At 69.8% G+C, this 21,292-nt stretch carries 17 protein-coding genes; 15 read left to right on the top strand and 2 right to left on the bottom strand.

What is annotated here, in order from left to right; all coding sequences use genetic code 11:
• Positions 1 to 25: 25 nt before the first annotated feature.
• Positions 26 to 1,636 (bottom strand): peptide chain release factor 3, encoded by a 1,611-nt coding sequence (locus IT355_20255; protein MCC7055615.1) that lies wholly within the window; start codon positions 1,634 to 1,636, stop codon positions 26 to 28.
• A 142-nt stretch (positions 1,637 to 1,778) separates the two neighbouring features.
• Between IT355_20255 and IT355_20250 the strand changes: the two genes are divergently transcribed.
• Positions 1,779 to 4,541 (top strand): PAS domain-containing protein, encoded by a 2,763-nt coding sequence (locus tag IT355_20250; protein ID MCC7055614.1) that lies wholly within the window; start codon positions 1,779 to 1,781, stop codon positions 4,539 to 4,541.
• Here IT355_20250 and IT355_20245 read toward each other — a convergent pair.
• Positions 4,493 to 6,607 carry a PAS domain S-box protein gene (locus IT355_20245; GenBank protein ID MCC7055613.1) on the bottom strand — a complete coding sequence of 705 codons (2,115 nt, stop codon included), beginning with the start codon at positions 6,605 to 6,607 and terminating at the stop codon, positions 4,493 to 4,495. The genes IT355_20250 and IT355_20245 overlap by 49 nt on opposite strands.
• A gap of 478 nt (positions 6,608 to 7,085) precedes the next feature.
• Here IT355_20245 and IT355_20240 point away from each other — a divergent pair, with 478 nt between their 5' ends.
• The 14 genes from IT355_20240 to tuf all read left to right on the top strand — a co-directional run.
• Positions 7,086 to 7,499, top strand: coding sequence for a 30S ribosomal protein S12 (locus IT355_20240; protein ID MCC7055612.1), 414 nt, complete (start codon positions 7,086 to 7,088; stop codon positions 7,497 to 7,499).
• Positions 7,496 to 7,966, top strand: a complete 471-nt coding sequence (gene rpsG / locus IT355_20235; GenBank protein ID MCC7055611.1) for a 30S ribosomal protein S7 — start codon at positions 7,496 to 7,498, stop codon at positions 7,964 to 7,966. Before IT355_20240 ends, rpsG begins: the two co-directional genes overlap by 4 nt.
• Positions 7,967 to 8,428: 462 nt before the next feature.
• A complete protein-coding gene (locus IT355_20230) occupies positions 8,429 to 9,841 on the top strand; it encodes an aspartate aminotransferase family protein (GenBank protein ID MCC7055610.1) in 1,413 nt (470 codons plus the stop codon).
• Between the two features lie 54 nt (positions 9,842 to 9,895).
• Entirely contained in the window at positions 9,896 to 11,947 is a 2,052-nt protein-coding gene (locus IT355_20225; GenBank protein ID MCC7055609.1) for a M1 family metallopeptidase, read from the top strand.
• Between the two features lie 301 nt (positions 11,948 to 12,248).
• A complete protein-coding gene (locus IT355_20220) occupies positions 12,249 to 13,544 on the top strand; it encodes an amidohydrolase family protein (GenBank protein MCC7055608.1) in 1,296 nt (431 codons plus the stop codon).
• Between the two features lie 182 nt (positions 13,545 to 13,726).
• Positions 13,727 to 14,011: a PqqD family protein gene (locus tag IT355_20215; protein MCC7055607.1), complete on the top strand. Its 285-nt coding sequence runs from the start codon at positions 13,727 to 13,729 to the stop codon at positions 14,009 to 14,011.
• Entirely contained in the window at positions 14,008 to 14,454 is a 447-nt protein-coding gene (locus tag IT355_20210) for a lasso peptide biosynthesis B2 protein (protein MCC7055606.1), read from the top strand. Before IT355_20215 ends, IT355_20210 begins: the two co-directional genes overlap by 4 nt.
• Positions 14,455 to 14,528: 74 nt before the next feature.
• Positions 14,529 to 14,711: a lasso RiPP family leader peptide-containing protein gene (locus tag IT355_20205; GenBank protein MCC7055605.1), complete on the top strand. Its 183-nt coding sequence runs from the start codon at positions 14,529 to 14,531 to the stop codon at positions 14,709 to 14,711.
• Between the two features lie 130 nt (positions 14,712 to 14,841).
• Positions 14,842 to 15,702 carry a hypothetical protein gene (locus IT355_20200; GenBank protein ID MCC7055604.1) on the top strand — a complete coding sequence of 287 codons (861 nt, stop codon included), beginning with the start codon at positions 14,842 to 14,844 and terminating at the stop codon, positions 15,700 to 15,702.
• Positions 15,699 to 16,736: an ABC transporter ATP-binding protein gene (locus IT355_20195; GenBank protein MCC7055603.1), complete on the top strand. Its 1,038-nt coding sequence runs from the start codon at positions 15,699 to 15,701 to the stop codon at positions 16,734 to 16,736. Before IT355_20200 ends, IT355_20195 begins: the two co-directional genes overlap by 4 nt.
• On the top strand, positions 16,729 to 17,532 hold the full coding sequence (locus IT355_20190; protein ID MCC7055602.1) for an ABC transporter permease: 804 nt from the start codon (positions 16,729 to 16,731) through the stop codon (positions 17,530 to 17,532). Before IT355_20195 ends, IT355_20190 begins: the two co-directional genes overlap by 8 nt.
• Before the next feature lie 6 nt (positions 17,533 to 17,538).
• Positions 17,539 to 18,723 (top strand): nucleotidyltransferase family protein, encoded by a 1,185-nt coding sequence (locus tag IT355_20185; GenBank protein MCC7055601.1) that lies wholly within the window; start codon positions 17,539 to 17,541, stop codon positions 18,721 to 18,723.
• A gap of 283 nt (positions 18,724 to 19,006) precedes the next feature.
• Positions 19,007 to 21,127 carry an elongation factor G gene (fusA, locus tag IT355_20180; GenBank protein MCC7055600.1) on the top strand — a complete coding sequence of 707 codons (2,121 nt, stop codon included), beginning with the start codon at positions 19,007 to 19,009 and terminating at the stop codon, positions 21,125 to 21,127.
• A 39-nt stretch (positions 21,128 to 21,166) separates the two neighbouring features.
• Positions 21,167 to 21,292: elongation factor Tu (gene tuf / locus IT355_20175; GenBank protein ID MCC7055599.1), on the top strand; the 126-nt coding region annotated here is incomplete at its 3' end.

The raw sequence follows: 21,292 nt of genomic DNA, 5'->3' as shown, positions 1-21,292 counted from the left end.
GCGTCAAAGCCGTTGCTCTTGCAGTTCAGGGCGCCACTTCATGGAACTGCAGCGCGGTGACGCGATCGACGGTCCAGCGCTGCGCCCACTCGCTCTCGAACAGGATCACCGGATTGCCGAGCGAATCGAAGATGCGCAGCCGGCCCGGCTCGCCCGCGAGGCGGTCGATGTCGGCGGTCGTGCCGGTGACCCAGCGCGGGTAGCGCGCCGTGATCGGCTCCAGCCTGCAGCGCACGCCGTACTCGTGCTCCAGGCGGTGCAGCATCACGTCGAACTGCAGGATGCCGACGGCGCCGACGATCGGCGTGGGCTGCGACACGTCGGACTGTGACGTGTAGAACACCTGCGCCGCGCCCTCCTCGGTGAGCTGGCGGAGGCCGGCGTCGAGCTGCTTGCGCTTGATCGGGTCCTTCAGGATCACGCGCGCGAAGTGCTCGGGGGGGAAGCGCGGAATGTCGCTGAACTCGAGCTTCGCGCCCTCGGTCAGCGAGTCGCCGATGCGCAGGGTGCCGCGGTCCATGATGCCGATCACGTCACCCGGCCACGCCTCCTCGATGATCGTCCGCTCGCGCGCCATGAACTGCTGCGGCGCATTCAGGCGCACGGTCTTGCCCGTCCGCACGTGCAGCGACGGCATCCCCGCCTCGAACCGCCCCGAGCAGACGCGCACGAAGGCGATGCGGTCGCGGTGCTTGGGGTCCATGTTCGCCTGGATCTTGAACACGAAGCCCGTGAACTCCTCCTGCGTCGGCTCCACCGGGCCGAGGGTCGAGAGGCGCGATGTGGGCGACGGCGCCAGCTCCAGGAACTCGCGGAAGAACGGCTCGACGCCGAAGTTCGTGAGCGCACTGCCGAAGAACACCGGCACCAGGTCGCCGGTCAGGATCTGTGCGTGGTCGAACGGGTGGCCCGCCGCCTCCAGCAACTCGAGATCGTGCAGCAGCTGTTGGTGCGCCTCGGGGCCGAGCAGCGCGATGATCTCCGGGCTGTCGAGGCGGCCCTCGTGGCCGGTCGCCCGCTTCGCCCCGTGGTCGTCGCCGCGATCGAACAGGTAGATCTGCTCCTTGCGGCGATCGTAGACCCCGACGAACGACCCGTCGCGATGGATTGGCCAGGTGACCGGGTGACAGTTGATGCCCAGGTCCGTCTCCACGTCGCTCACCAGCTTCAGCGGGTCCTCACCCACGCGGTCGCACTTGTTCACGAGCGCGAAGATCGGCATCCGCCGGCGCTTGCACACCTGGAACAGCTGGCGCGTGCGGTCCTCCACGCCCTTGCGGTTGTCCAGCAGCATCATGGCGCTGTCGGCCGCCACCAGCGTGCGGTAGGTGTCCTCGGAGAAGTCCTCGTGCCCGGGCGTGTCCAGCAGGTTGATGTGGAAGCCGGCCCAGTCGAACTGCATCACGCTCGACGTCACCGAGATGCCGCGTTCCTGCTCGAGGGCCATCCAGTCCGACGTGGCATGGCGTTGCGCGCGCCGGGCCTTGACCGAGCCGGCGAGGTGGATCGCACCGCCGTACAGCAGCAGCTTCTCGGTGAGGGTGGTCTTGCCGGCGTCGGGGTGGCTGATGATCGCGAAGGTCCGTCGGTTCTCGATGGTGCTGGCGATGGCGGCGGAGGTCGTGGGGACGGGCATCGAGTTTCTGTTCAGGGAGCGTGCGTCGGTCCGGCAGCCCGAAAGATACCGACACCGGCCCAGTCCGGTGCTGCCGGGCCCGCACCCCCCGGGGGTCGTCCGCTGCGTCGGCGACCCACGCCTGCGCACGGGGCTGCTTTACATGTTCTCCCGCAGGCCCGACTTTTCGCCGTTCACTGCCGATGTCTTCGACCAGGGCGCAATGGCCACACGACCGAACCCGGCAGACCCCGCGCTTGCGTCGAGCCTGCTCGAGCTCTCACCGCACGCGGTGCTCGTGCTCGACAGCAACGGGTCGCGGGTACAGTTCGCCAACGCCGCCGCCACGAGACTGCTCGCGGCCGCGCCCGGCACCGTGGTGCAGCACCGCCCGCTCGGCGAGCTCGTCCCGCCGCGACTGGCCGAGGCCATCCGCAGCGCCGCGGGGCGCGCGATCGCGGCGGGTGCGCCCGAGTCGTTCGAGGTGGCCGGTCCCGATGCCACCCGCTGGTACGCGGCCACGGTCACCCCGGCGCCCGACGGTGTGGCGGTGTTCCTCGCCGACATCACGGAGGCACATGCGCAGGCCGTCGCCGGTGTGCAGGCGACCATGCGCACCGACGCGATCATCGATGGCGCGCCGCAGCTCGTGATCGCCCTCGACGTGGACCTCAACGTGCTCGCCCTCAACCGCAGCTACGCGTCCGAGTTCCAGCGCGTCTTCGGCCGGTCGATCGCCGTCGGCGACAACCTGCGCACCGCGCTCGACGGGCATCCCGAGGCGCGCGCCGAGGCGGTGCGGCGGTGGGAGCGGGCAGTCCGCGGCGAGGAGTTCACGCTGCACCGCGAGCTGGGCGCCGATGGGAAGGAGGCGCGCATCTACGAGATCCGTTACGGCGCACTGCGGGACCGAGAGGGCCGGAACTTCGGGGCGGTGTCGCTCATGAACGACGTCACGGACCTGATCCGGGACCGTGCGGCCCTGGCGGAGCTCACCGAGCGGCTCGATGCCGTGATCCGCTACAGCCCGGACCGCGTCGTCGGCGTGGACAAGGAGCTGCGTGTCGTGGCCATGAACGAGCACGCCAAGGCCGACTTCGCCTCGCTGTGGGGCGTCCCGATCGCCGTCGGCGACTCGCTCGCCGAACGGCTGTCCACGCTGCCGACGGAGCAGCGCACCGCCGCGCTGGACATGTGGACGCGCGCCGTGCAGGGCACCGCCGCGACCCAGTTCGCGATCTTCGGCACCACGCCCGAGACGCTGCAGGCGTACGAGATCAGCTTCGGCGCCCTGCGTGACAGCGCCGGCAATCCCGCCGGCGCCGTCATGGTCGCCAAGGACGTCACTGACCGCGAGGTGGCTCTCACGGCCCTCCGCGAGAGCGAGGCGCGGTTCCGCGCCCTCGGCGAGGCGGCGCCCATCGGGATCTTCCTCACCGACGCCGCCGGCAACTGCACCTACGCCAACCCCCGGCTCCAGCAGCTCTGGGAACTGCGCGAGGCGACGCTGCTCACGCAGGGCTTCATGTCGCGCGTGCACGACGACGACAGCGCCGAGGCCCGCGCCTGGCTGGGACAGTCGGGCGGCGGTGACTATCGCGGCGAGTTCCGCATCGTGATGGCCGACGGCCTGCAGCGGTGGGTGCTCGCCCACAGCGCGGCCATCCGCGACGAGTCGGGCACGATCGTCGGCCGCGTCGGGACCATCGACGACGTCACCGAGGCGCGCCTCGCCGGTGAGGCCAGCCGGCAGCTCGAGCAGAAGATGCTCCATGCCCAGAAGCTCGAGTCGCTCGAGGTGCTGGCGGGTGGCATCGCGCACGACTTCAACAACCTGCTCGTCGGCGTGCTGGGGAACGCGAGCCTGGCGCTCCTCGACCTGCCGCGCGACTCGCCCGCCTACGGTCCCGTGGCGGACATCGAGCGCGCCGCGCAGCGCGCCTCCGACCTCACCCGCCAGATGCTCGCCTACTCGGGGCGCGGACAGTTCGTCGTCGAGCCGGTGGACCTCTCCGACCTCGTCGCCGAGATGGGGTCACTGCTGCGCACCGTGCTCTCGAAGCAGGCGGTCATCGAGTTCGCACTGGAGCCGATGCTGCCGCTGGTCGAGGCGGACGCCACGCAGCTGCGCCAGGTCGTGATGAACCTGATCACCAACGCCTCTGACGCCCTCGGCGACGACGGCGGGCGCATCCGCGTCGCCACCGGCCGCCAGGTCGTCGAGCCCGGGACGGTGCAGCACACCTACCTCGGCGAGGCGATGGAACCCGGCGACTATGCCTTCGTCGAGGTGCAGGACACCGGGGTGGGGATGAGTGCGGACACCCTCGCGCGCATCTTCGAGCCGTTCTTCACGACCAAGTTCACCGGTCGTGGCCTCGGCCTCGCCGCCACCCTCGGCATCGTGCGCGGGCACCACGGCGGGATCACCATCACCACTGCACCGGGGCAGGGGGCCACCTTCCGCGTGCTCCTCCCGACCAGCGATGCCGCGCGCCCGGGTGGGCGGACGGAACGCCGTGACCCCGGCGGCGCCGCCGCGACCGGTGGTGCCATCCTCGTGATCGACGATGACGAGACGGTGCGCGTCGTCGCACGCCGCCTGCTGGAGCGACGCGGCTTCCGTGTCGTCGTTGCCGAGGATGGTGTCGAGGGGATCGAGCGGTTCGCCGACTCGGGCGAGTCCTTCTCGCTTGTTCTGCTCGACCTGACGATGCCGCGCCTCGGCGGCGCCTCCACGATGGCCGAGCTGCGCAAGCGCGATCCGCAGGTGCGTGTGCTGCTCACCAGCGGCTATCGCGAGCGTGAGGTGGCTGCACACTTCGTCGGCATGGAGCCGGTCGGGTTCGTCCAGAAGCCGTTCCGCGCCGAGGAGCTCTACACGGCGGTCACACGCGCATTGCGGGTTCCCGTTGCGGGGGGCTGATCCGCGCCCCCCTTCCGCTGGCGCTTCCGCTCGTACTGCGCCTCGTCGGCAGTGCGCAGCAACGCATCCACTGTCTGCGGTGAGGCGGGATCGAAGTACGCCACGCCGAGGCTGATGCCGAGCGTCCACGAGGTGGCCGGGTCGTGCGCACGGGCGGCATTGCTGCGGTCCACGCCGTCATCGACACGATCCACCAGCATCGCCACGTCGCAGGGTTGCACGTCGATCGCGAGGATCGTGAATTCGTCGCCGCCAAGGCGGGCTACCAGGTCGGTCTCGCGGAAGGTCGTGGTGAGGATCCCGGCCACCACCTGCAGCGCGTCGTCACCGGCATCATGCCCGTAGCCGTCGTTCACCGCCTTGAAGGCGTCCAGGTCGCCGTAGAGCAGTGCACACGGCACGCCCTGACGCGTCGCCAGCCGCAGCATCGCGTCGGCCTGCGCGATGAAGCCGCGCCGGTTGTAGAGCGACGTGAGCTCATCGCGCACCGACAGGTGGAGGAGCCGCTCCTCGGCCGCCTTGCGGTCCGAGATGTCGCGGGACACCGACACCAGGCCCCCATGGGGCAGCAGCGTGAGCGAGAGCTCCTCCGGGTAGCAGGTGCCGTCGCGCGTGCGCCCCCTCACCTCGCCCTGCCAGAATCCCACCTGCGTGACTTCCGGGATCGCCTCGCGCACCAGGCGCTGCGCCTCCGTGGGTTCATACAGGCTGGCCCAGGGCGTCTGCAGGAGTTCCGAGGGCCGGTAGCCATGCATCCGCGCGAAGGCATGGTTCACGAACTCCAGCGCCCCGCTCACGCCAGTGATCGCGATGCCGTCCGCCGTCACCGCCACCGCCGCCGCGAGCTGCTGCCGTTCGCGCTCGGCGTTTCGGCGCACCGTGACGTCGCGTGAGAGCCCGACGAAGCCGGTGATCTGCCGCTTGGCATCCAGCGACGGCGTGATGCTCATCTCGATCCAGAACGGTGAGCCGTCCTTGCGGTAGTTCAGCAGCTCGCCACTGAAGCTCGTGCCGCGCGCCAGTGCGTGGCGCATCTGCGCCACCGTCTCGGTGTTGGTGTGCGTGCCCTGGAGCATGTCGCCCGGCCGGCGTCCCATGGCCTCGTCCAGCGTGTAGCCGGTGAGGCGTTCCCAGGCGGGGTTGACCCAGGTGATGAAGCCGGCGCCATCGGTGGTGGAGATCGCGTGGTCGCTCTGCTGCGCGACCACCGAGAGCGTCTCAAGCTCGCGCGCGACCATGCGCGCCTCCGTCACGTCCTGCAGCATCGCCGAGATGGTCGCCACGCGGCCGTCGGCACCGCGATGGGCGAGCAGCGTCTGCACCACGGTGCGCTGTGGCCCGCCGCGGCTGCGCAGCTGTGCCTCACCCTGCCAGAGGCCGCGGCGGATCGCGCGCGGGAACCCGACATCGCGGAGCTGGCGGACCGAGTCGGACGTGAACAGGTGCGCGGCGTGCGTCCAGTCGCGGCGTCGTGCGGAGAGCAGCTGGAGCTCGGCGGCGGCGTTCGCATACAGCACCTCGCCCGTCAGCGCGAACACCGCCACGGCATCCGGTGTGGCATCGAGGATGGCGGTCAGCCGCGAGAGTTCGCTGGTGCGTTCCTCGAGGTGGTCACGTTGCTCGATGAGCGTCGCCTGCTGCGCCATCAGCTCCTCCTGCTGGTCGAGCAGCGTCTGCTGCTGCGCGTGCAGGACATCGTTCTGCATCTCCTGCTGCACGGAGTTCTGGTACATCTCCTCGGCCTTGCCGTAGAGCTCGGCCTTCACCGCATCCTGGTCCTGGAGCAGGGTGCTGATGGCGCGCGTGGCGGGGCGGAAGACGAACAGTGCCTCGAGCGCGAGCACGGCGAGCAGGGTGAGGCAGAAACCGAGGGCGATGCGGCCGAGCTGGCGGGCGAGGAGGGGCAGTTCCGCCGGGCCGGCGGTGGCCGCCTGCTGCGCCACCCCGAGCAGCAGCGCGGCGGTGCCGATCGCGATGGCTGCCACGAGTCCCAGGCCGAGCACGTAGCTGCGGGTCAGGTGCCGGACGCTGGACGGGCTCGCCGTGCGGGGATGGGGTTCGCTCAAGAAACTCTCGGGTGGGCGGCCGGCTTCTGGATGGGAGCGCGTTAACGCTTCTCATGAGCATCGGCTCACCTGGGTGGTACTTGAGCGATGTGCAGGTCTTTTGTTCGTCTGATCTGGCGGTGGCGTGCGGCGGACGTCGCGGTCGGTTGACTGGGCCCGGATGGCGGCAGCGCGCAGGCGCGTAAGTCATTGATACGGAAGGCGTTGTCGATCGGATCGCCGGCCCGGCGGCCGCGCCGCCGCACGCGGGAGTCGGCGCCGCATCTCCCGGGGCCGCAGGGGTCCAGGGGCGGGGCCCGCGATGGCCAGGCGGGCGTTGCCCCCGTGGACGAGGCGCCCGATGTCGGGTTTGGCCCGGCGGCGGCGTCGCAGCGTTGACCGGGCCCACCGCTTCGGCTAGGTTGTCAGGTCTGTTCCGTGCCGCCCCCGCCCCGGGGAGCGATCCACGTAGATGTCGGGGTCCGAACACTCAGAGGCAATGCCTACTATCAATCAGCTCGTCCGCCGGTCCCGCAAGGACGTGGTGGAGAACAGCAAGTCGCCGGCGCTCAAGTCGAACCCGTTCAAGCGTGGCGTCTGCACGCGCGTGTACACGACGACGCCGAAGAAGCCGAACTCCGCGCTCCGCAAGGTCGCCAAGGTTCGGCTCACCAACCAGATCGAAGTCATCGCCTACATCCCGGGCGAGGGCCACAACCTGCAGGAGCACTCGATCGTGCTCGTGCGCGGTGGCCGCGTGAAGGACCTGCCGGGTGTGCGCTACCATATCGTGCGCGGTTCGCTCGACGCCTCCGGCGTGAACGGCCGCAACCAGAGCCGTTCCAAGTACGGCACCAAGAAGCCGAAGCCGGGCCAGGCCGCCGCGGCCGGTAAGGGAGGCAAGAAGAAGTGAGCCGCCGCAAGAAGTCCGTCAAGCGCATCATCCTGCCTGATGCCCGCTACGACAGCCAGACTGTCAGCAAGTTCATCAACAACCTGATGCTGCAGGGCCGCAAGGCCACGTCAGAGAAGATCTTCTACGCCGCCATGGACCTGGTCGAAGCTCGCACCAGCCAGCCGGGCGTGAACATCTTCAAGCAGGCGCTCACGAACCTGAAGCCGGTGGTGGAAGTGAAGAGCCGCCGCGTCGGTGGGGCCACCTACCAGGTGCCGGTGGAAGTCCGTCCCGACCGCCGCACGGCGCTCGCGATGCGCTGGCTGATCAGCTACTCGCGCGACCGCAACGAGAAGTCGATGCCCGAGCGCCTTGCCGCCGAAGTCATCGCCGCGAGCAAGGGCGAAGGCAACGCGATCAAGAAGAAGGAAGACACGCACCGCATGGCCGAGGCCAACAAGGCCTTCGCGCACTACCGCTGGTAGTCATCGCCATCCGCTGTCACCAGAACGCCTCCCGGTCACTCCGGGGGGCGTTCTGCGTTGGGGGCGCCGGTCACCCGCGCGTCTGGGCGTTCAAGGGGACGGGGATCTCGAACCGCGGGTTCCAGGTCCCCGCCCCCACCCACCGCAAACGAGTCTGCACCGCAAACGACTCTGAGTCACGACCGCGCAAAGGGGACAGAGTCACCCCGCCACCATCGCACCGCAAACGACTCTGCACCGCAAACGACTCTGAGTCGCGACCGCGCAAAGGGGACAGAGTCACCCCCACCACCCTCGCACGGCACCGAACACCGCAAACGACTCTGAGTCCCGACCGCGCAAAGGGGACAGAGTCACCCCCGCCACCCTCGCACGGCACCGAAAACGGGAGGCGAGAACGAGGACGAGCGCGCATCTTCGTACATCGCTACCCGGCACCCCACCACTCCCGCCACACCGCTCGTGATCCCGCCCGCCGAACTCGCCGCCCTCGACCGCGCCATCGCCGCCAGCAAGGCCTGGCTCTCGGCCTACGACACGCGCCCCGTCGGCGCGACCGTGTCCGCCGCAGACCTCCGCGCCCGCATGTCGATGCCGCTGCCCGCGCACGGCACCGAGGCCGCGGCCGTGATCGACGACCTCGTCGCCATGACCGAGGGCGGGCTGCACGGCTCCGCCGGCGGGCGCTTCTTCGCCTGGGTCATGGGCGGCGCGCTCCCCGCAGCGCTCGCGGCCGACTGGCTCACCTCCGCGTGGGACCAGAACGCGGCCATCCACACCACGGCGCCGGCCGCCGCGATGATCGAGGAACTCGCGGGCGCCTGGGTGCTCGACCTGCTCGACCTGCCGCGCACTGCGTCGTTCGCGTTCACCACCGGCTGCCAGCTCGCGCACTTCACCTGCCTCGCCGCCGCCCGGCACGCGGTGCTGCAGCGCGCGGGATGGGACGTGCACCACGAGGGCCTGGCCGGTGCGCCACAGGTGCGCGTGCTGACCAGTGAGCACCGTCACCATTCCATCGATCGGGCGGTGCGCTTCCTTGGCATCGGCACCCGCCATGTCGAGTCGCTGCCGACCGATGACGCGGGGCGCATCGCCCCCGACACGCTGCGCGCGGCACTCGCACGCGTCGCCGGCCCGGTGATCGTGGTGCTCGATGCCGCGGACCTGAACATCGCCGCCTTCGACGACTTCTCGACGCTGATCCCCATCGCGCACGCCGCCGGCGCGTGGGTGCACGTCGATGGCGCGTTCGGGCTGGTCGCGCGCGCAAGCGCCAGGCGTCGCCACCTGCTCGCCGGCGTCGAGGCGGCGGACAGCTGGGCCACCGATGCACACAAGTGGCTCAACGTGCCGTTCGACTGCGGGATCGCCGTCGTCCGGGACCGCGAGGCGCATCGCGCGGCGATGACCGTGAGCGCCTCGTACATCTCGGTCGATGCCACGGTGCGACACCAGATCGACTGGAACCCGGAGTGGTCGCGGCGCGCCCGCGGCTTCCCGCTCGTCGCCGCCCTGCGCGAGCTGGGACGCCACGGGGTGGCCGACCTGGTCGACCGATCGTGCGACCACTGCCGCGCGCTCGTCACCGGCATCGGGACGCTGGCGCATGCCGAGGTGGTCTGGGTGTCGGAGCTGAACCAGGGGCTGGTCCGGTTCCGCGATCCGGCACCGCACGCCGATGGCCCCGCGCACGATCGCCGCACGGACGCCGTGATCGCCGCGGTCAACGCCACCGGCGAGGCGTTCTTCAGCGGCACCACCTGGGCGGGGCGGCGCGCCATGCGGATCAGCGTGGTGAACTGGCGCACCTCCGAGGCCGACGTCCAGCGCAGTATCCGCGCGGTGGCGGGTGTGCTCGCCGCCATGGGCTGAGCCCGCGGCGCAGATTGCTCTTGCGCCACCGCCACCTTCCCTCGACCGTTCCGCATGACCCGCTTCATGACTGCACGCCGCAGGCTGGCCTGCCTGGCCGCCATCGCCACCTGCGCCGCCGCCGCCGCCGGCGCCGCATCGGCGCAGGCCGGTCCCCGCACCTGGCCCGATCGCGCCATCCGGCGCGACATCCCGATGACCGACGCCATCCGCGCCGCCCACGCCGCCGGCACCCGCGACTCGTCCGGACGACCCGGCCCGAGGTACTGGCAGCTCCGCACTGACTACGTCATCCAGGCACGCCTCGACGTGCCGGCCCAGCGACTCAGCGGGCGCGAGACCATCACGCTGCACAACGCCAGCCCGGACTCGCTCACCCAGCTCGCCCTGCGCCTCGACGCCAACCACTTCATCGGCTCCAACCCGCGTGCGTTGCCCTGGGTGCCGGCCCAGCTCACCGATGGCATGGTCGTGACGGCCATTCGCATCAACGGCAGGCCGGTCCGCCTCGATGCCCCCCCGCCCGCCCGCGGGTCGGCACCGCCCGAGCCGGTCGCGGTGAACCTGAAGGCCACCCTCGCGCGCGTCGTGCTGGCCACCGCCATCCAGCCCCGCACCAGCGCCACCATCGACATCGAGTGGAACCACGCCCTGCCCGGCGGCCCGGGATCGGGGCACCGCATGACGCAGCGCTGGGCCGACTCGCTCTTCCAGCCCACGCAGTGGTTCCCGCGCATCGCCGTCTACGACGACCTTCGCGGCTGGGATCCAGAGTCGTACCTCGGCCCCAGCGAGTTCTACAACAACTTCGGCCGCTTCGACGTGAAGCTCGACGTGCCGGCGGGCTGGCTGGTGAGCGGCACCGGCATCCTGCAGAACCCGGAGCAGGTGCTCACCGCCGCCGCACGCGCACGCCTCACCCACGTGCTGGAGAGTGACAGCACCATCACCATCGTCGGCCCCGACGAGGTCGGACCGGGGCAGGCCACCGCGGCCGGTGACCGCCTCGTCTGGCACATGGTCGCCGACAGCGTGAACGACTTCGCCTGGGCCACCGCGCGCAAGTTCGTGTGGCGCGCCACGCGCGCGACAATTCCCGGCAGGGGCGCCGTGCCGGTGCACATGTTCTACCTGCCAGGTCGCGCCCCCCTCTTCGCCAACGCCGGCCCCGTCACCCGCCATGCCCTCGAGTTCTACTCGCGGCTCTGGTTCCCGTACCAGTTCCCGCAGCTCACGCTGCAGGACGGGCCCAGCGCCGGCATGGAATACCCGATGGTGATCAACTCCAACGTCGGCGCCGCCGACCACGAGACGGGACACCAGTGGTGGCCGATGGTCGTCAGCAACAACGAGACCTGGTACGGCTGGATGGACGAGGGGTTCAACCAGTACATGAACATCCTCTCCGCCGCCGACAACGCGAAAACCGCGCCGAACCTCGACCGCCTCGGCCAGCAGTACGGGCTGACCAGCGGCAGCGAGGCGGAGCCCCCGATGATGTGGAACGCGAACTTCGCCGGCCCGTCGTACGGCTTCACCACCTACGGCAAGACACCGCTGATGCTCTCCATGCTCGGCGGCATCGTCGGTGACACCGCCGTGCAGCGCGCGCACCGGGAATGGGGCATCGCCTGGATGTACCGGCATCCATCGCCGTGGGACTACATGTTCTTCATGAACAAGGCGCTCGGCCGCGACCTGGGCTGGTTCTGGTACGCATGGCTGTTCACCACCGAGCGCGTCGACGGCTCCATCAGCGGACTCCGCACGCAGGGCGCGAGCACGATCGTCACGGTGCGACAGGATGGGCAGATGCCATCTCCCGTCGTGCTGCGCGTGCGCTTCGCACCCACCGGCCCGCGCATCACGCCCATGAAGGAATCGGTGTGGCTCGACAGCGTGACGGCGGTCGTGACGTTTCCGGTGGATGTCTGGTTCGGCGGGAAGCGCACCTTCGATGCGGTGCTCAGGTTCGGCAAGCGGCCGATCGAGCAGGTCCTGTTCGATCCCGGCTGCCGCTTCCCCGACCGCGATCCCGCCGACAACGTCTGGCCACGCACTGCGGCTCCGGCACCCGGCGCGCGACCGTCCCTCTGTTCCCGCTGACGTCTGCGTCGATCCGGCATCGAGAACAAGGTTCACGCGGAGAACGCGGAAAACGCGGAAATGCACTACAGCCTGACGGGCCACTACATCACACGCAGTGAAGAAGTGCTGGAGGACCTGCGTGTGCGCGCGCGCTGTTCCTGAGCAAAGCAATCAAGAAGCGATCGACACCGCCGGCTCATGGCACAGGACTTTTCCGCGTTTTCCGCGTTTTCCGCGTGAACACTGTCGACGATCTTCCACCATCACGAAATCCAGAGCCATCCCGATGACGACGCAGCGATTCCGCCGAGTGATACTGATGGCCGCCGCATGTGTACCGGCGATCTGCGCCGCGCAGTCCGCACCGGCAACGGTGGGCCCGACCTACCTGCTCAAGCCCGCACGCGTGTTCGACGGCACCGGTGCCGCGCCCGTGAATGGCGCAGTGGTGCTGGTGCAGAACGGCCGCATCACCGCAGTGGGCGCTCCGGCGACGGTGAAGGCCCCCAGCGATGCAGTGATCGTGGACATGCCTGGCATGACGCTGATGCCCGGCATGATCGAGCTCCATTCGCACGTGCTGCTGCACCCCTACAACGAGACGACCTGGAACGACCAGGTGCTGAAGGAATCGCTCGGCCTGAGCGTGGCGCGCGCCACGGTGCAGATGCAGCGCACCCTGCGCGCGGGATTCACCACGCTGCGCGACCTCGGCACCGAGGGGGCCGCTGACGCTGACGTGGGGATCAAGCGGGCGGTGGAGCAGGGCATCATCGAGGGGCCGCGCCTCATCGTGACCACGCGTGCGATCGTCATGCGCGGCACCTACGGACCGAGCGGCTTCGCCCCCGAGGTGGACGTGCCGCAGGGCGCGCAGGAGGCCGGCGGGCCGGAGGAGCTCGCGCGCGTGGTGCGCGACCAGATCCGGCGCGGCGCCGACTGGATCAAGGTCTACGCCGACTACCGCTGGGGCGCCAACGGCACCGCACGGCCGGCGTTCACGCAGGCCGAGCTCGCGCTGGTGGTCGAGATCGCGGAATCGAGCGGGCGCCATGTCGTGGCACATGCCACCACACCGGAAGGGATGCGGCGCGCGATCCTCGCCGGCGTGAAGACCATCGAGCACGGTGATGACGGCACGCCGGAGGTCTTCCGCCTCATGAAGGAGCGCGGCGTGGTGCTGGTGCCGACCATCGCCGCCGGCGACGCCGTCTTGCAGTACGGCGGCTGGAAGAAGGGGAGTGCGCCGGAGCCCGCCCGCATCGCGTCCAAGCGGGCCAGCGTGAAGGCCGCCATCGACGCAGGCGTCACCATCGGCAACGGCAGCGATGTCGGCGTCTTCACCCACGGCACCAATGCGCACGAGCTCGTGCTGATGGTGGAGTACGGCCTCACACCCACGCAGGCCCTCGTCGCCGCCACCGCCACGGCGGCGAAAGTGCTCGACCTCGGCGACCGGATCGGCACCATCGCGCCCGGCATGCTGGCCGACCTCGTTGCCGTCGAGGGCGACCCGACCCGCGACATCGGCGCCGTCTCGCGCGTGCGCCACGTCTGGAAGGATGGACGCCCGGTGGCTGGGGTCCCCGCCGCGATCCCGGCGCGCTCTCCCTGATCAGGTCGCTGCAGCCATGGAAAGTGTTCAGCCCGGTACCCAGTTTCCTGTCACCGATTTGTAGCGGCTCGTTCCGATTCGGGGCCGACCCTGCGAGATTGGAGCACATTGATCGGCCCACCTCGTTTCGTCGGGGCCGCTCGCGCGTCAGGCAGTTGATGCCGATTCCTACCGCCATAGCGATGTCGCTTCCGGTTCCGCACCCCGACGTGGTTGCCCGCGCCCTGCCAGACGGCAGTGTCCTGGTCCATCCGGCCACCGAGGTCTACTTCGGCCTCAACGAGACCGGCACGGTGATCTGGCAGGCTCTTGCCGCCGGCGCCGACACCGAGGATTCCCTCGTGGCGGCCGTGCGCTCCCGATGGCCGGATGCGCCTCGTACCGACGTCACCTGCCACGTCCGCGAACTGCTGGCCGATCTCTCGATCGAAGGCCTCGTCGTGGACACGGTCACCTCGGCGGGGTGATCCGCTGGCTGGCGCGGAAGGCGCGCGCCGCCTGCGACGTCGGGGTGGCGCTGCGGGCAGTGGCCCGCGCCAGGCGTGCCGTGGCACACCGGCCAGTAGGCGAACTCGTCGATTCACGGAATCCCGGCCCGGAACTCACGGCGGACCCGCTCGCGGCCAGGCTGGGGCGGCAGGATCGCTGGATCGCGGAGCGCTGGGGCGCCGCCGTCGACCGGGCGCTGCGGTGGACCCCCGGTGACGCGGCCTGTCTCGTCCGGGCGAGTGCCCTCCGGGATCTCGTCGCCCGGCGCGGGTTACCAGATGCTGCGGTCGTGATCGGTGTCCGGCGTGGGCCCGGGGGCTTCGAAGCCCATGCCTGGGTTGAAGTTGCCGGCACACCAATTGCTGAGCCTACTGCGCTGCGGGGGGCGTTCGTCCCCCTGCAGGGCGTTACCCTGCGGTGAATCGGTCGTCGGAGACTGGGACAGTTGTGCCACGGGGCTTGCCTCTGTGGCATGAATCCGACACTATTTCGCAGATGACCAAGAGGCTTCTCATGTATGAGCGTCCCCGGCTCGAACGGTACGGCACGTTCCGCGAACTGACCCAGGTGTCCCTGAATCTGGGAGCGTTCGCGCTGAACTCGAACGTCGTGAACGGCTCCGTGGCGTCCTGCGACTGTCTCCCGGACGACGGTCCGGGTCCCGGCACGCGAAGCTGATGTGACCGGTCCCGCCTCTGACGCGCGCGGTGCGCCGGGGCGGGTTCGTGTTTTCGGCGGCATCCTTGTCGCGGATCGCGCACTGCCCGGCCTGCCCATCGCTCCCCAGGGACGCGATGGGCAGTTCCGTTTGCGCACCCTCTCGACCACCGCGGTCGCGACCTCGCCGGTGGGCCACTCGTCCGCAGCGGTCCCGGGTGGCCGGCTCGCGTGGCCGAATGGCGTCACGGTCTCGCTCGCGTCCGCTCCGGACGGTGACGAGATCGCCATCTCCGACACCGGCCGATTCACCCTCCAGCCCGATGGCGAGACGATCATCCATCATGCACCACCCGGCTGTGATGCTGCCGCGGTGGCACTCGACATCATCGGCGTGGTCCTGCCGTTCCTGCTGCATCGCGAGGGCGCCTGGTGCGTGCATGCGAGCGCCGTGCTGACCGCATCGGGCGTGATCGCGTTCGTGGCGCCGCGAGGCACGGGAAAGTCCACGCTCGCTGCGGCCTGCCTGCAGGCTGGCTGCGCCCTGGTCGCGGACGACGTGGTCGTGCTGCGCAACGCGGCTGATGGTGTGCACGTCACGCCGGCCGGCGTGCCGCTGCGATTGCACGAGCGCACTGCGCGACAGGTCGCCGGCGGGACCGGTGCGCCGGACGAGTGGGGCAAGGTGCGCATCCCCGGTGCCCTCGCCACGGACGATGCACCGCTCGCCGCCGTCTACGTACTGAGCGCGGCCGCGCCCGACGCAGCGGTGGCGCGCGTGCCACGCCCCACGCGTGCGGCGGCACTCGCCCTGCTCGCCAACGGCAAGATCACCGAGCTGCTCGGCGCCACGGCGGCGGGCGAGGCACTCTCGCGCTGCGTGGCGCTGGCCCATGCCGCACCCGTGTTCGACCTCGCCGTGCCACGCGACCTGGCGCGCCTCGGCGACGTGACGGCGACGCTCCGGCACTGGCATGCGGGTCACGGGCTGCCGGGGCCGCCGGTCACATGAGCCACGCCACCAACGCTGCAGTGGCCCTGCGCGGAATCACCAAGTCGTTCCGCGCCGATCGCGGCCTGTTGCGGCGGCTGCGCGGGGCGCCAGGCACGGCACCGCGCGCGGTCCTCGACGACGTCACGCTCACGGTGCCCCGTGGCGAGATCTTCGGCCTCGTCGGTGCGAACGGTGCTGGCAAGACCACCCTGTTGAAGGTGCTCTCCACCATCCTGCTGCCCGACCGCGGCACGGTGCACGTGGATGGCATCGACGCGCTCGCGGATCCGGCGCGCGTGCGCACGCGCCTCGCGGTGGTGCCCGCCGACGAACGCGCGCTGTTCTGGCGGGTGAGTGCCACCGAGAACGTGCGCCTCTTCGCGTCGCTGTACGGACTCACCGGTGCGGCGCGCGACGAGGCCGTGGAGCGGGCGCTCGAGCTGGTGGGCCTCGCGGACGCCGGCCGCCAGCCGGTCGGCAGCTTCTCGTCGGGCATGCGCCAGCGCACGCTGCTGGCGCGGGCACTCGTCACGCAGCCGCCGATCCTCGTGCTCGATGAACCGACGCGGAGCCTCGACCCGGTCACCGCGCGCGAGCTGCGCCTGTTCATCCGCGATGTGCTCTGCCGCGAACTCGGCACCACGATCCTGCTGGCGACGCACAGCACGGAGGAGGCGTTGCAGCTCTGCGATCGTGCCGCCCTGCTCGTGCGCGGTCGTGTCGTCGCGGCCGACACCCTCCCGCGCCTGCAGGCGCTGCACGCCGGCGCCCGGCTGCGCGTGCGCGTGGACGCGGCACACGAGGCACCGGCACGTGCCCTGCTGGGCCTGGCACCGGATGTGGTGGCGGAGCCGGGTGACGGGCAGGCGACGTTCGTGGTCACGCTGGCGCAGGCGGATGCTGCGCCACAGGTCATCGCGTCGCTCGTGCAGGCCGGCGTGCGCGTGTCGGAGTTCGCACCGCAGCCGATGACGCTGGCTGACCTGCTCGAGTCGGTGTCGACGGGTGGCGATGCCGGCGATGCGCCGGGTGCCGGGGGTGCCCGTGTCTAGGATGCTCGCCGTGGCCCGGGCGTACGCGCTGGGCATGCTCACCTACCGCACCCGCACCCTCGTCAGCCTGGTGTCGGTGCTGGTGGCCGTGATCCCCGTCTACTTCGTGGCCGGCGCGCTGCAGCCGATCGCGGCGAAGGCCATCGCATCCGAGTCGACGGAGTACTTCACCTACCTGATCGTCGGCTCGGTGGCGTCCTTCATCGTGGTCGAGGCGGTGTCGGCGATCCCGTCGTTCGTGTCGAGCTACATCAACTCCGGCACGCTCGAGCAGTTGCTGACCACGCCGATCCGCTGGCCGTCGCTGATGGCGGGATTGTCGCTGTACGGGTTCGGGTGGGTGGCGATGCGCGCACTGGTGCTGATGCTCACCGCCTGGGTGTGGGCCACCAGCACGATACACTGGCTGCGGTTGCCGGAACTGCTGGTCATCTTCGCGCTACTGGCCCTCACCTACCTCGGGGTGGGGCTGGTGGCCGGCGCGCTGGTCGTGCTCGTCCGATCGTCGCTCTTCATCCCGCAGGCGGTCGGCGCGTTCTCGGCGCTGCTGGGCACCGTGTACTTCCCGGTCCGTGTGCTGCCGCCGCTGTTTGCGCCGCTGGCGGCCTTCGTCCCGACGACACCGGCGCTGCGTGCGGCACGGCAGGTGATGCTGCTGGACGCGCCGCTCGCCTCGGTGGTGCCGGAGTTCGTGCAGCTCTGCGGCTGGACGGCGGCGAGCCTGGCGATCGGTGGCACCTGCTTCCACCTCGCGCTCCGCCATGCCCGCCGCGCGGGCACGCTCTCGCAGTACTGACCACCGATGCTCGCACCCCTGACCTCCGCGTCCGCGATCGCGTTGCTCTCGCCCTCGGCGCGGGTGCTGGCGGCGGCCGCGGCGCCGGACAGCGGTGTGTCAGAGGTGGCGACGCTGCCGTGGCGTGACGTGCAGTGGCAGACGCTGCTGGAGATGGCGACGTTCGAGCGCGCCGAGTCGCAGCTTCACCGCCTGCTGGCGGCGGCGCCACCGGGGGTCGTCCCCGACGAGGTCGCGCGGGCGGTGCAGGGGCTCTATCGGGTGGCCGTGTTCCACGCCGCCGAGCTGGCCGACGCGGCCGGCGCCGCCCACGATGCGCTGGCGGCGGCCCGGGTGCCGGCGCTCTGGCTGAAGGGGGCCGCACTGGCGATGCAGGCGGAGGAGGAGTTTTCACTCCGCGGCATGGGGGACCTGGACGTCCTGGTGGCGCCGGAGCACCACCCCAGGGCGCGGGCGGTGTTGCGTGAGGCGGGCTGGGTCGAGCCGCCCGAGCCGGTCGGGTATGCCGAGCACCACCATGAGGCGCCGATGAGCTGGCGGGGGCAGGCCCGGCTGGAGTTGCACGGTGGGCTGTTCCCGCCGCGCCATCCCTTCGCCGCGGATCCGGCGGAGCTCTGGCTCGCGCGCGGGGTGGAGGCGGTGTGGGGGGCGCGGCTCGTGCGGGTGCTGCCGGCGCATTGGCACCTGGTGCATGCGGCGGTCCACTGGGCGTGGAGCCACGAAGGGGAGATCGGCACGTGGCAGCTCTTGCACGACATGCACGAGCTCGGCAGTGGTCCGGTGGCCGATGCGCAATTCTGGTCGGACGTCGTCGAGGCTGCCAGCAACATCGACGCCGGGATCCCGACCGGATGGGCGCTCTGGAGTGCGGCGCTGCTGGGTCGGGTTCCGGTGCCTGCGGAGGCCTGGCGTCGCTTGCGTGGTGTGCCCTCGATGGTCGGGATGACGGAGCGGCAGTGGGTGGTGCGCGCGTTCCAGTCGCCGGCAGCGAGCCCGTCGGTGAAATGGACCCGGTTCTGGTGGCGCCGTGCGATGCGGAACCTGGGTGCGCCGGGGGGGCGCTGGCCGTGGGCGGCGGGTCGGGCGGGGGTGATTCCGGTGCCGGATCGGTCGCGGGCGGCGCTGTTGTCGCGGGGCGGATCGGGGACTGGCCGGTGGCGGGATCACCTCGGACGCGTGCTCCGCGGCTGAGCCGCGTCATGCGAGTCGGATGTACCTGTCGGGCATTGACTTGGGGGCCTTCACGGCTAATTTCCCCTGTCTGTCTCGCACCACGATGACGCCGGCGCCCTGAGGCTGCCGCGGCATCACAAATGAGACGTCGCCTCCGGGCGGCGCGCCATGGGTCCCCACGCTCCCTGCGTGTACCCGGCGGCAGCGAATGGATATCGGCCCCATCGGGGTGCCTGGATCCATTCGGTTTTTTGTTGGACTCAACTGGTTTTCCAGCCTCACTAGAGACGGGTTCCCGCGCATGGCTCGCACGACACCGCTGACGTATTACCGCAACATCGGCATCATGGCGCACATCGATGCCGGCAAGACGACGACCACCGAGCGCGTTCTCTACTACACGGGCAAGAGCTACAAGATCGGCGAAGTGCATGATGGCGCCGCCACCATGGACTGGATGGAGCAGGAGCAGGAGCGCGGCATCACGATCACGTCGGCCGCGACGACCTGCTTCTGGATGCGGCACGGCCAGGCCTTCGACAAGGGCGACGGGCCGGAGTACCGCATCAACATCATCGACACGCCCGGTCACGTGGACTTCACCGTGGAAGTCGAGCGGTCGCTGCGCGTGCTCGACGGCGCCGTGACGCTGCTGGACTCGGTGGCCGGGGTGGAGCCGCAGACCGAGACGGTGTGGCGCCAGGCCGACCGGTATGGCGTGCCGCGCCTGATCTTCGCGAACAAGATGGATCGCGTCGGTGCCAACTTCGAGCGCTGCGTCGCGATGATCCGCGACCGCCTCAGCAAGCAGTCGTACCCGATCCAGCTGCCCGTCGGCTCCGGTGAGCTGTTCACCGGCCACATCGACGTCATCGAGCGCAAGCAGTATGTGTTCGACGACTCCACGATGGGCAAGACGTTCGCCGTCGTCGAGCCGGCGCCGGAATACCATGATGCGATCGAGAAGGCCCGTCACGAGGTGATCGAGGCGTCGGTCGAGCATGACGAGGAGCTGATGGAGCGCTACCTCGGCGGCGAGGAGCTGTCGGTGGCGGAGATCCGCCGCGCGATCCGCAAGGCGACGATCGCCAACGCGATCATCCCGATCCTCTGCGGTGCCAGCTTCAAGAACAAGGGTGTGCAGGCGCTGCTGGATGCGGTCATCGACTACATGCCGGCGCCGACCGAAGTTGCGGCCATCAAGGGGCACCTGCCCGGCCATGACGAGACGTTCGAGGAGCGCATGGTCACCGACGAGGCCCCGTTCGCCGGCCTCGCGTTCAAGATCGCGACCGACCCGTTCGTCGGGAAGCTGACGTTCTTCCGCGTGTACTCGGGTGTGCTCACCGCTGGCTCGTACGTCTACAACAGCACGAAGGACAAGCGCGAGCGTGTCGGTCGCCTGCTGCAGATGCACGCCAACAAGCGTGAGGAAATCGAGGAAGTGCGTGCCGGCGACATCGCCGCCGCCATCGGCCTCAAGGACACGCGCACGGGTGACACGCTCTGCTTCGAGGAGCATCCGATCATCCTCGAGGCGATGAAGTTCCCCAACCCCGTCATCGACGTCGCGATCGAGCCGAAGACGAAGGCCGACCAGGACAAGCTGGCGATCGCGCTGCAGAAGCTGGCCGAGGAAGACCCGACGTTCCGCGTCGCATCGAACCCGGAAACCAGCCAGACGATCATCTCCGGCATGGGCGAGCTGCACCTCGAGATCCTCGTGGACCGCATGCGTCGCGAGTTCAAGGTCGAGGCCAACGTCGGTGCGCCGCAGGTGGCGTATCGCGAGACGATCAAGAAGCGCGTCGACAAGGTTGAAGGAAAGTTCGTCCGCCAGTCGGGTGGCAAGGGCCAGTTCGGTCACGTCGTGATCAACGTCATGCCGGCCGAGCAGGGTCAGGGCTTCGTGTTCGAGGACAAGATCGTCGGCGGCGTGATCCCGCGTGAGTACATCAAGCCGATCGAGGCTGGCATTCGCGAGGCACTCGAGGGTGGCGTGCTCGCCGGCTACCCGATGGTCGACGTGAAGGTCGAGCTGGTGTTCGGCTCGTACCACGAAGTGGACTCCAGCGAAATGGCGTTCAAGATCGCCGGGTCGATGGCCATCAAGGACGGCGCCCGCGCCGCCGGTGCCATCATCCTCGAGCCGATGATGAAGGTCGAGGTGGTGAGCCCCGAGAGCTACATGGGCGACGTGCTGGGTGACCTCAGCTCGCGTCGTGGCAAGATCGGCGGGATGACGCAGCGCGGTGAGGCGCAGGTGATCGACGCCACCGTGCCGCTCTCCGAGATGTTCGGGTACTCCACGCGCCTGCGCAGCATGTCACAGGGCCGTGCGGTGTACTCCATGGAGTTCTCGCATTACGAGGAAGTGCCGAAGTCGAAGGCCGAAGAGATCATCAACAAGCACAAGCCGTAAGGCTGCAGCGACACTACACCGGACGAGAGGAATCGCAGCATGGGCAAGGCAAAGTTCGAGCGGAACAAGCCGCATCTCAACGTGGGCACCATTGGGCACGTCGACCACGGCAAGACGACGCTGACGGCGGCGATCACGGCGATCCAGGCGAAGAAGGGCCTGGCC

The sequence above is a fragment of the Gemmatimonadaceae bacterium genome (genome assembly GCA_020851035.1).
In the GTDB taxonomy this organism is placed as follows: domain Bacteria; phylum Gemmatimonadota; class Gemmatimonadetes; order Gemmatimonadales; family Gemmatimonadaceae; genus JACMLX01.
Note: the sequence above shows the minus strand (reverse complement) of the source record. Positions and strands in the feature narration are given on the sequence as shown.